Origin of the sequence: Planktothricoides sp. SR001 (genome assembly GCF_001276715.1) — a bacterium.
Lineage (GTDB): Bacteria > Cyanobacteriota > Cyanobacteriia > Cyanobacteriales > Laspinemataceae > Planktothricoides > Planktothricoides raciborskii.
The window spans coordinates 1-8,651 of record NZ_LIUQ01000089.1; the positions used below are offsets into that span (position 1 = coordinate 1).

An 8,651-nucleotide genomic window follows, 5' to 3' on the forward strand; every position below is an offset into this window, starting at 1 on the left:
TTCAGCCAATATTAGAGAATTGGGCGAATGGTGTTTCACTAAACTTTTTGTTGAATTTGCCGTTCTCTGTAAGAGCCATTTCAAAATTGTTATTGACGTACAGCCACATTATCGATCGCGCCATTCCTGACCCTTTTGCCTTGGACTTTGAATTGACAGTCGCGCCTGATTTTCGGACAACTTCTCCCAGCCCTAAAGCTTGTCGGAAGCGCCGCTGCGATTTTTTTTAGTCAGATGCTTCGGGTCTTTTTTCTCTTGTCCTATCGTATAGTCAATAATTGGTTTCCCATCTTTAAGGTATTTAGAAAAAGGGAAAATGCGAATCAAAATCCACGCCCGCGACCGATCACCAAACATAAATTTAGAAAATACACGATGGTAGGGGACAAAAAGTGGATCGGCAAGTAGCTTTAGCAATCGCTCCTCCAGCCGCGCTTCACTGCATCAAGCAGATGATGTAGGCAAGCTCGCGGGTTTCGTCAGAAATTCCGGTCGCACTGCCAAATTCCAGCGCTTCGTTGTACTCTCTTGTCCAGTTGGTGACATCGCCTTTGCGAACTTTCCATTTGCCCGTCGGTATCCAGTTGACCACCCATGCCCGAAAAGCCTGCGGCTTATCCGGGTCTAGTTCCCCATCTTTTCGGACGATTCTTCCATTGAAAAAGCACAAGTCGTCAATCAACTTGCTGTGGATTGTGTCGAGGACGGTTTCGAGTCTATTGGTTGTTATTTTGATGCAGTCGCCGAATACGCGTAGACCCTTATGCTTTTTTGTCTGTGTAATTTGAGGTGATTTTATGCCAATTAACATTAGATTGTTAAATGATTTACTTGTTTTTATAAAATTTCACTGTTAATTGGTTTTTTTACGCATAAAAAACGAGGTTTAAATAAAAATTAAGCTATTTTTTTAAACAAAAAAATCTTATGTTTTTTTTTAAAATAGGATAAAATACGGCAAAATATTTCTTTATAATTGAATTTTATACGTGGAAATTATCCATTAGTTATCCAGAAACAAACAAGGAGTAAAAATGTTACAATTTATTGGCAATCAACCAGTCAGCAACAACACCAAAACTTACAGCAATAGCGCTCATGCCACCATTGCTGTGTCTGTGACGGCTGTCGATGCGATCGCCGCACGTAGTGACAGAAAGCGATTAATCATTATCAATCGTTCTGTTAATACTTTGTATGTGGCAACAGGTACGGTGGCCAGCAAACCAGCTACTGCCGCAAATGCTGAAATTGAAATTCCCGGCCAGTACGCTTATGAATTTTCTGCTGTGCCTACAACTGCAATCAATTTCCTTTGGGCAAGCAAATCGACACCTGATTCACGCGCCGAAGCTTTGATTACTGAAAACTGGTAATTATGATTCCTTTACGACCAATCATTGAGACTTCTGAGACCCACGCCCCAAACCACGCAATCGAGGGCACTGACCCGCTTACCCCAGAGGCGATCGGTGCAGCCGCCGCATCGCATACTCAGACCGGCGCTCAAATTTCTGGGAATATTTCCGGGAGTGCCGCCAATATTACCGGGATAGCTGCGATCGCCAATGGTGGCACCGGGCCTAGTACCGTATCAGCGGCAAGAACTAATCTACAGGTCGCAATGATGTTTCATTCACTTTCAATACAGGGTGGGTTAATCATAATCCATCCTGGGCTTTACAAATCAATAAGTTTTCGAGTTTAATTGTTATAATAGGAGTGGTACAGCGTATAGCCGGAACCAATAATGTTATATTTTAGTATTGCCCTCAACTTGTCGTCCCAGCGTTAATATAATGTCAATATGTTGGGCGTATTGGAATGACGCTTATTATCCCTGTCGAGTAGATTTTTTCCCTAATGGCAATGTATACTTGATGTATGCCACCGGAACAATTCCCTCATTAATTACCTGGGTTCAAATTAACGCTACTTTTGTCACCGCTAATCCTTAAACCAAATGGATCCTATTTTTGTTGGTTAGGGATTCCTGTCGCATTAAGGTTCCTTGCAATTCATCCACACCCGTAGGCTCTGTAGGGGTGAGAAAGCGAATCACCCCTACATACCACCAAATTTGACTAAATTTGACTAAAACCGGAGATGACTTCCAGAATAGAACTGATTTCAACTATCCAAACAGATTTAGATGAATAAGAACATCGAAGTTTTAACCGATCAACTCGCACTGATCGAGCGATCGCTCAACTTGGTCGTGAGTAAAATCAACGGGGCGATTTCTGAAAGAGATCGTTGTACCATCGCCTTATCCGGTGGCAGCACTCCCAAAGCCTTATACCAAGCATTAGCCCAGGAAAATCTACCCTGGGAAAAAATTCATGTTTTTTGGGGGGATGAGCGTTATGTCAGTGCCGATCATCCAGACAGCAATCAACGCATGACCCGCGAAGCATGGCTCAATCAGGTGAATATTCCCCAAGAAAATATTCATCCGATGCCCACCAGTGCGGGAGATCCAGCGCTTGACGCCCAAAAGTACGATCGCGAACTGCAAGAGTTTTTTGGGGTCTCTGCCGGAGAAATCCCGGTTTTTGACATTATTTTGTTGGGAATGGGAGATGATGGCCATACAGCCTCTCTGTTTCCCCACACCGAAGCCCTAGAAGTGTGCGATCGCCTCGTCACCGTGGGCAACAAAGATGGTCAGCCCCGAATTACTTTCACCGTGCCGCTAATTAACCAAGCCATTGGTGTCATATTTATCGTGGCTGGTGCCAGCAAAAAAGATGCTTTAACTCAAGTCCTTGCCCCAAACCCTGACGGCAAAACTTATCCATCCGCGCTAATTCATCCGAAAAACGGTGAACTGTGGTGGTTGCTCGATCGGGCTTCTTTCCCCGCAACCTAAAATCTCGCTGGCCAAGTGTTAAGTCTTCAGTATCTTGATGGAAATAGCAAATGAGCTATTGATTATAGAACTGGTGAAGAAAGAGAATTTAGCTAGAATCTTTTAGATTTAAGGAAAACTATGATTGTCTGTCCAAATTGTAACCACCAAAACCCAGAGGGCGCCGCAGCCTGTGAAGCTTGCTACAGTCCCTTACCTGCCACCACCAGTTGTCCACAGTGCGGGGCAACGGTGCAAACTGATGCCACATTCTGTGGTCAATGTGGCTATAATCTTCAGCCCAGCACTGCCCAGTCAGAAAGCGAGGAACCAGCCGGCGCCTGCGAATCATTGTCAGGGGGAATTCCCGCCACCGCAGTCTCGGCGCCCGAAGGGAATTCTCCACTAGAGTCTGAAGGGGCAAAAAGTTCCTGGAATTCACCGGATCCTATCTCTGGCATGAGTAGCGGTTTAGAGTCACCAGCCAGCATTCCCAGTCCCGCCAAACCTGTAGCTGCACCCCCGCCGTCCCCCGCCCCCGCTCCGCCGACGCCTAGTTCAGCTACTCAACTGCAAGTGCAAACCGCTCGATTGGTTCATGTTCAAACCAATACCACCCTGGAGTTGCTCCAACATCTTGATGTGATTCATATCGGCAAACCCAATGATATGATACCGCCAGACATTGATGTGTCGGGTTTTGCCAATTCTGAGATTGTCTCGCGAATTCATGCGGATATTCGGGTGGAAGCCGATGCTTTTTATATCGAAGATGTGGGCAGTTCTAATGGCACTTACATCAATAATTTACCGTTGCCCAAAGGAAATCGTCATCGCCTCCGACCAGGCGATCGCATTGCCTTGGGGAAAGGAGATTTAATGACCTTTTTATTCCAGCTTTCCTAGGGTTAATCAAAAAAGGGGATCGGGATTTTTTGAGGCAACCGGACTTTTTTCGGCAAGTTCAGATGAGTTTCTCTCCTTCCCTAGTTTGTGAAATCATCGTTAAAGCTTCCATCGTTAAAGCTTCCTAGGTTGGGTTTCTTTCTCAACCCAACCTACATATCACCCTTGTTTCTTAGGTTGGGTTTTCTTCTCAACCCAACCTAAATATCACTGGCTAAATATCACTGGCTAAATATCACTGGCTAAATATCACTGGCTAAATATCACTGGCTAAATATCACTGGCTAAATATCACTGGCTACATATCACTGGCTACATATCACTGGCTACATATCACTGGCTACATATCACTAGGAATCAGTGCAGGCAACCAGTTCGGTTAACGCGGTCAAAACTATGCATAGCTATCGCCAGGGCGCGATCCTACCGTGATTACAATAACTTTACTTCATCCAACTCAATCGACCCCAATTCAGACTTGGAGATTTCCAACAGAATCTGTGATTAGAATTGGGAGATCCTCTACGAATCATGTTGTTCTATACAGTGCAGTGGTTTCTCGAAAACACATTGAGTTGCGAAAAATTGGTGAGCAATGGGAATTAATTAATTTAGGGAGTAATGGCACATACGTTGATGGCACAATGGTGACACAAATACAATTGTCAAATCAAGCAATGATTCGTTTAGCTGTTTCTGGGCCAACCCTGAAAATTTATCTGCATTCTACGGTGCTGCCAACCGAATCAAAATACCCAAATTTTGGGGCATCGGTGAACTGCGAAACTGCCGAGATTGAAACCACAGAAGAAGATATCACCGAATCGGTTTCCCGGCTTCCAGATTAAGCAGCATCATCAGTATATTTTTAGCTTTGAATCATGCTAATCCTGATTTATTTTATGTATAGTTTGTGTCTGGTTCGTAATCGGTTTGTGAACCGTTAAATGCCCCAAAATTTACCATATTGCAAACCATAAGGATGGTGATAGTTTTGGCAATATAATATTATTTAATTATTTTATATTAGCCTTGGTTTCTTATCTGGTGATTTTGTCTTTCAAAAAGGGCAGAATTCCTTACAGCGGTCTGAGGGACAGCGATATTGCTCCGCAACGCCCCAAGCGATCTCGCCTGCTTGAACGAATTGAGCGGCTTTTGCAAGAAATTTAAGCCCATCAGACCTCTGGACAATCTCCACTCAAAGAACCCGATAGATTAGCTCTGATTGAACAAAAACTGGATAGACTTTTACAAGAGTTTGACATTAAATATAGCAGCAAAGATAGCACCAGTGACTCTACCTATCCCATTCGTCTGCAAACTGAATTTGATGTGATGTTAAATACTGTTCCCGTAGCTAAAAAAATTGCCATTCTCAAAGAAGTGAGAATCCTCACAGGTTTGGGACTCCGAGAGGCTTGCATATTTAATTGAATCAAGACTTCCTGTGGTGGTGAAGGCCAAGCAAGCTATCCGCAGCCGAAGCAGAAAGAGCAAAAAGTTACAAGAAGCCGGGGCAGATGTTTTTTTAATATAATCTGTGAACTGTGAACTGTGAACTGTGAACTGTTAGCAGTTCACCGTTCACCGTTAAATCAAAATCTCCAATAACCAATAATTAGTTAGATTAGCTAGTTAGATTAGCCGAACGAAATGCTAATGGCTTCATCCGGGGTTTTATATCGCATTTAAAGCGCTGGTTTCCGTAGTACAGAAAAAAACTAATTCTTTTTGCCTTTAATACTCCATTGCAGCACAAAAACACCGAGAACGATGCCGATCAATACAACTAACCAAAAAGTTTCTATAGAATTACTCTCCAGACCACTGATAAGATTCATCCCAAACACTGAACTAATTGCGGTCAAAGGAAAGAAAATCCCCGCTAAAATATTCAATCTTTCACCAGCTTTCACGGCTGCCAAACTTAATTTAGTTTGTTCTTCCGCTCGTTTAGCAATCCGAAAATCTAGAGCATTTTTGGTATTTTCATAAAGTAAATCTAAGCTGCGTTCAATTTCATAAGCATAATCGCGCAAATCAATTAGATCGCGATCGCCGGGGATGCCTTCTCTGGCTGCTTGCAAGGTGGCGTGCAGGTTTTTTGTAGCCAAACGCAAGGGAGACATAGCCTCAAGAATGCGAAAATAATCTTCCGCTTCTTGGGCTTGGTGATAATCTTCGATAAATTTTTCTGCCGCTGCATTATATTCTTTTAAATGCCTGATTAAAGGTTCAATGCCATTGCCGATCGCCGTCTGTTTCCAAGTTCCATCCGGTTGTCGCCAAAACAAGGCAACCTCACGTTTCCGTTCATTCGGTTCCGGGGGTTTATGTAATACCAGTAACAGATGATTGTGTGCAATCATCGCCCGTTGTTGACCCAGGCTTTTTTGGCCAAAGCGATTTTTAATGACCGGGGGCAGATCCCAAGAACTTGGTAGATTTATCATGAAAAATATCCCAATAAAATATCCCGAATTTTTTTTTGACAGGTGGGGATTGCCCACCCTACAAATGAAATTCAGATTAATTCTATATCACTCGATAGATAAAACTCAGGGTTGCCCAATGGTTGACATTTAATGCCCAAAACTCATCAGAAATTCCGGCCCAATTAGAAAAACCGATTGGAGGGTTGGAAGCGCTGGCATGATGTAAGTCTTCTAACACCGCTTGGGCGATTTTAAAAGGATTTTGCAGGGTGATTATTCCCTGACCATCGCCGCGAGAACCCATTACGGGTTTTAAGGCATTAAAGGTTTGCAAAAAAGGGCTACTGCTACAAATTAAATGAGTTTTTGCCAGTCCCACGGTGCCATTAATTGACCAAGCGGAACCGACGGCATCATCAGGGAGGGTGAGGGTGGTTCCGGGCTGAATCAGGTTTTGTTCAATTTCCGGCTGACTTTTGGCGGATTGATTTTGGGACGGAAAAGGATAGAAGGCGATCGCGCTACCACTGTTATGAATGCCAAACAAGAAAGAATAGATGGGGCGATCACTATAGTTAAAAATCCGATAGCGAATCCGACTGCCCACAGCCAAAGATAAAATACTACTATCTCCAGAAACCGCCGACCCCTCAGAAGGGGAAGGCCAAGGCGCCCGTCTGGTCGAGGCTTGCATCAGTAATTTTTCTTCTGGTGTCACTTTTTCCAAGGTGACACGGACGCCCAAACGGGACGATCCTTGATTCGCGCTTAAACCAATTAACTTCGCCGCCCGTAACATTTCTAAGTAGGGAGTTAATCGTTGTGCCGCCAATTTCACCGCTTCTCCTCCTGCCCCTACCGTATTCACCAGCAGAGTTTGACCCACAGAAAATAACCCATAACTCCCCTGGGGCAAAATCAGAGAAGCTGAACCGGGGGACAAAAGGGCTGACTGGGCTAATGCGTCTTGTCGGACGCGACCAAACAAGCAATCCGCCGGTTGTTCTCCTTTTAGCACCGTGGAAATATTGGGCATGGAGGCAAAAGCACTGGTAGCATCTACCCGTTCGATCCGCTGTAACTCCGTATCTAAAGCCACGGTCAAGTTGAGATGACGGGGCAAAACCCGCACCGCTTCTTGCAACAATTGCCCTGCCTCTAAAGCCGTTGTCGATTGGTCTAAAAGTTGGGCTTTAGCGGTTAAGCCATCTCGGACACGAATTTGTAATGTAGTAGGGCTTGACTCTGGAGAATTCGTCGGCGGCACCAAAGAAAAAATAGAATTGGCCGAGTAGGTTTCTAAAATATTTGCCGGTAATCCCCCCAGCCATAGGTGTGCCGTCTTGCTCCCTTCTTCCACAGACTTAATCACCCCATCTGCTGATGGCAAGACGGGAATCAGTCCATTATTCTCCCCAGGGGTAATCGGTAAGATGCGGGAATCGCTTTTGAGTAAAACGCCCGGTTTGACCATTTGCGGTTGCTGAAGAAATCCCCCTAACTCCTGGACGGTACAGGAGACTTTTTGTAAGCTGGATTGCAGACTGGTGGCGGGAGTGGCTAACCACAATTGCTGAGTTAAGGCTAATGTAAATAATCCAGCGCTAAATCCTTGCAATTTCGCTTCCGTGGCGACTTGGTTCGGACTGGTGGCACTGAGGATTAAAGCCGGGATATTTTGCGGATTACTGGTTGGAGAGGTTTGATTTTTCAGTTTTTCTTGAAAGGCTAGGGCTTCTGAGGTGAGTTGACTGGTGCGGGGGCTGGGGCGAGAACGAATCATCAGGTTGCCTTGGAAATTGCTGCCCGGATAGGTGTAGCTGGTATCCAGGACTGCGATCGCTCGCTTAGTTGGTAGCATAGCCAACAGTTGCCACAAGGTTTCTTCGAGTAAATCATTCACCCCTAATTTAGAAGCATTAGAAGCGTCGGACAATCCGCCATCCACCGGGACTAAACTATTTTTGGATAAGGGATTTTCCTCGGTACTTTCCCACTTCAAACAGCGACCATAACCACTAAAGTGAAATACTACTAAATCGGCGGCACTCGCTTGATTAATCAGATGTTCCATAAAGGCTGATTCAATATTTGCGCGAGTGGCTTGTTCGTTTTTCAGGGTAAGAATATCTGACGATTGAAAGCCAAAGCGATATTTAAGTAATTCTTCTTGTAAGGCAACATCAGTCACAGCGCCGGATAGGGAGATATCACCGGGATATTGATTAATCCCCACGAGTAATGCTAACTTCCTTGCGGTCGGTTGGGCTAAGGCTTGATAGTAGCGATCGCCTGCTTGCCAAAGTACCGTTTCACTCATCCCGAATGCGGCCAGCAAACCACTGATTTGTTGAATAAACTCTCGTCGATTTAGTCCCATTCCCTTTTCCTAGCCTCTAACCTCATATAGCTAGTCTAAATCATTAGGTGGTGCGTTGGTTGGGGTGTAGGGTGTA

11 protein-coding genes are annotated in these 8,651 nt (G+C 44.7%); 7 read left to right on the forward strand and 4 right to left on the reverse strand.

What is annotated here, in order from left to right; all coding sequences use genetic code 11:
- Positions 1-192 precede the first annotated feature (192 nt).
- The gene (locus AM228_RS27480) at positions 193-417 is read right to left on the reverse strand and encodes a hypothetical protein (protein ID WP_054470098.1); all 225 of its coding nucleotides are present in this window, start codon (positions 415-417) and stop codon (positions 193-195) included.
- 19 nt (positions 418-436) lie between these two features.
- A complete protein-coding gene (locus AM228_RS27485; protein WP_054470099.1) occupies positions 437-811 on the reverse strand; it encodes a hypothetical protein in 375 nt (124 codons plus the stop codon).
- Between the two features lie 223 nt (positions 812-1,034).
- Here AM228_RS27485 and AM228_RS27490 point away from each other — a divergent pair, with 223 nt between their 5' ends.
- The 7 genes from AM228_RS27490 to AM228_RS35790 all read left to right on the forward strand — a co-directional run bounded on the left by AM228_RS27490 (position 1,035) and on the right by AM228_RS35790 (position 5,194).
- Entirely contained in the window at positions 1,035-1,376 is a 342-nt protein-coding gene (locus AM228_RS27490) for a hypothetical protein (RefSeq protein WP_054470100.1), read from the forward strand.
- 2 nt (positions 1,377-1,378) lie between these two features.
- Entirely contained in the window at positions 1,379-1,708 is a 330-nt protein-coding gene (locus AM228_RS27495) for a hypothetical protein (protein ID WP_054470101.1), read from the forward strand.
- A gap of 91 nt (positions 1,709-1,799) precedes the next feature.
- Positions 1,800-1,958 (forward strand): hypothetical protein, encoded by a 159-nt coding sequence (locus AM228_RS33775; protein ID WP_156332115.1) that lies wholly within the window; start codon positions 1,800-1,802, stop codon positions 1,956-1,958.
- Positions 1,959-2,152: 194 nt separating this feature from the next.
- Entirely contained in the window at positions 2,153-2,872 is a 720-nt protein-coding gene (gene pgl, locus AM228_RS27500) for a 6-phosphogluconolactonase (protein WP_054470102.1), read from the forward strand.
- A 120-nt stretch (positions 2,873-2,992) separates the two neighbouring features.
- Positions 2,993-3,757: an FHA domain-containing protein gene (locus AM228_RS27505; protein ID WP_054470103.1), complete on the forward strand. Its 765-nt coding sequence runs from the start codon at positions 2,993-2,995 to the stop codon at positions 3,755-3,757.
- Positions 3,758-4,257: 500 nt separating this feature from the next.
- The gene (locus AM228_RS27510; RefSeq protein WP_255353282.1) at positions 4,258-4,605 is read left to right on the forward strand and encodes an FHA domain-containing protein; all 348 of its coding nucleotides are present in this window, start codon (positions 4,258-4,260) and stop codon (positions 4,603-4,605) included.
- A 490-nt stretch (positions 4,606-5,095) separates the two neighbouring features.
- Entirely contained in the window at positions 5,096-5,194 is a 99-nt protein-coding gene (locus AM228_RS35790) for a ribosomal protein L7/L12 (protein ID WP_072160951.1), read from the forward strand.
- Between the two features lie 287 nt (positions 5,195-5,481).
- On the opposite strand, the gene AM228_RS27515 is transcribed toward AM228_RS35790, so the two are convergent.
- A complete protein-coding gene (locus AM228_RS27515; protein ID WP_231636970.1) occupies positions 5,482-6,213 on the reverse strand; it encodes a CorA family divalent cation transporter in 732 nt (243 codons plus the stop codon).
- An 82-nt stretch (positions 6,214-6,295) separates the two neighbouring features.
- Positions 6,296-8,575, reverse strand: a complete 2,280-nt coding sequence (locus AM228_RS27520) for a caspase family protein (RefSeq protein WP_054470105.1) — start codon at positions 8,573-8,575, stop codon at positions 6,296-6,298.
- Positions 8,576-8,651: the final 76 nt, after the last annotated feature.